This window comes from Streptomyces botrytidirepellens (assembly GCF_003721215.1).
Classification (GTDB): Bacteria; Actinomycetota; Actinomycetes; order Streptomycetales; family Streptomycetaceae; genus Streptomyces; species Streptomyces himastatinicus.
The window spans coordinates 1-1,847 of the sequence record NZ_RIBZ01000107.1 but is presented as its reverse complement, the minus strand read 5'-3'; the positions used below and the strand labels follow the sequence as shown (position 1 = coordinate 1,847).

Below are 1,847 nucleotides of genomic sequence, written 5' to 3'. Positions count from 1 at the left end.
GCGTTCGCGGGGCCGGGGCCGGGCGGGAAGGCCGGGCGGATGCCCGCGTGCCGCTACTTCCTGGACGACTTCTCGCCCCTGCGCCCGGGGGTGGTGGACCGCAGGTGTGTGTGGAGAGCGATGAGCCTGGCGGCCAGGGAGTAGATGGCCACCATCAAGAGGTCGACGAGGCACGCCAGCGCGGCGAGTGCGTAGTTGCCTTGTACGAGGTCGTCGAGGACGGTCATCGCTACCAGGGCGAGGGGTGTCAGCCGGACGGCCAAGCCGGGCAGGCACCTGTTCCGTGTGACGTACAGCAGGATTCCCAGGAAGGTCACGACGGCAGCGATGAGAAGTGCTGAGGGGATGAGCTGATGCGACATGGTGGCTGCCTCCAGCGGAGAAGAACTGGGTGGGATGGTGGCCGGGCGACCTCGGGGCGTCGTCGTGCCGGGCCCTGCGAGGTCCGACACGATGACGGTGAGGGGCACGGGGGTTAGGCGGACAACCTGGAAGTCCAGCGGCAACCGCGACGTGAACGGCGCTCGGCGGGGCACGGTTTTTCGCTGTGAGCGGTGGTTCCTCTGCGAGCACGGGTGGTACGGAGCGAGGCGCGGCGGCCAGTCAGGCCCCAGAGGCCGGTTCTACCGGGGGACTCGGGAACGGTTCGTCAGCAATGGCCGGTGGCGGGATCAGCCTCGGCAACCGGCCACCCAAACGCAGCGAACGGCGTGCGGGAGCGCAAGGCCGGGCCCGCCCCCGGCCTGATGACAGCCAGAGGCAGGCCCGGTCGACGTCGCCAAGCGTCCTCAGCACCGGGGCATGACCCGGATCGGTGGGATGGAGTGGAGGAACTCGGCAGCGATCAGGCGATGAGCTGGCCGCGCGTGAAACGGGCCGACTCAGGGAGGTCAGTCCCCGGCAGCAGACCGGAGACAATGCGCGCCGGAGCACCGGGCACATCGACCACACTCACCTGGGCCGTGAGTGGCTTGGCCGCGGTGAGCAGTCCGTAGCACTGGCTGAGAAGGTTCCGGCGGGGCATAGCGATGAGGAGGCGGCTGTCGCCTGCGTGATACCCCAGACGGGTGTAGAAGCCGGTGAGTTCCGGCTGGTGCTCGAGAACAGCGAGCTGGAAGCCGCTTTCACGGGCACGGCGTTCGGCAGAGCGGATCAGCTTCCGGGCAATGCCCTGACGGCGGCACCCGGGGGCTACGGCGATGGTGTGGATATTGAAGATCCTGCGGGCCAGGGCGGCAGACAGCTGGCGGCCGCTGCACATGCGGTGGGTGAAGACCCACCTCGGTACGCCTGCCAGGAGAGCACCGGCGGTTTGGTTGTCGGGTGTGCGGGCGACCAGGCACATGATCAGGCCGTGGGTGAGAGGCGGGCTGGGCCGCATCTCGATGATTTGAGTGATGGAGGGGGGCACGGGTTCACCCGGTACCGCCAAAGCGATCAGCTCGGTAAAAGTGTCCCGGTCCGCCGGGGTGGCTNGCTCGGTAAAAGTGTCCCGGTCCGCCGGGGTGGCTACATCGATCCGTACAGCGAGTGGGGCCGTGGCGGTTTTGGGTGTGGAGGGCAAGGTAGTCACCGACGAGGTGTCCTTCCATAAGGAGAGGGGGCAGGGCTCCGGCGCGGTCTCAACGCGGTCCGGCGGGAAGGACCCTGACCGGGAGCGGTGCTAGACGGGCAAACACCAACCGCCAGGACCCGGCTGAGGGGTCACCCCGGCACAGACCCAAGGCGCGGCAGCCCGAACGCGGCACAGTCACACGGCCCAAGGGGGGCGCGTCCCAGCGCGGTATGGGTGAGGGGGACGAGGGCGCGGGGGCGTTTGGTGCGTCCAGGACACGAGTGAGCCCCCG

General features: G+C 68.9%; 2 protein-coding genes. Both read right to left on the bottom strand.

Annotated features, from left to right (window positions below; translation table 11 throughout):
- Positions 1-53: 53 nt before the first annotated feature.
- A complete protein-coding gene (locus EEJ42_RS08245; protein ID WP_123099318.1) occupies positions 54-362 on the bottom strand; it encodes a hypothetical protein in 309 nt (102 codons plus the stop codon).
- A 482-nt stretch (positions 363-844) separates the two neighbouring features.
- Positions 845-1,261 (bottom strand): GNAT family N-acetyltransferase, encoded by a 417-nt coding sequence (locus EEJ42_RS54560; protein WP_425472858.1) that lies wholly within the window; start codon positions 1,259-1,261, stop codon positions 845-847.
- Positions 1,262-1,847: the final 586 nt, after the last annotated feature.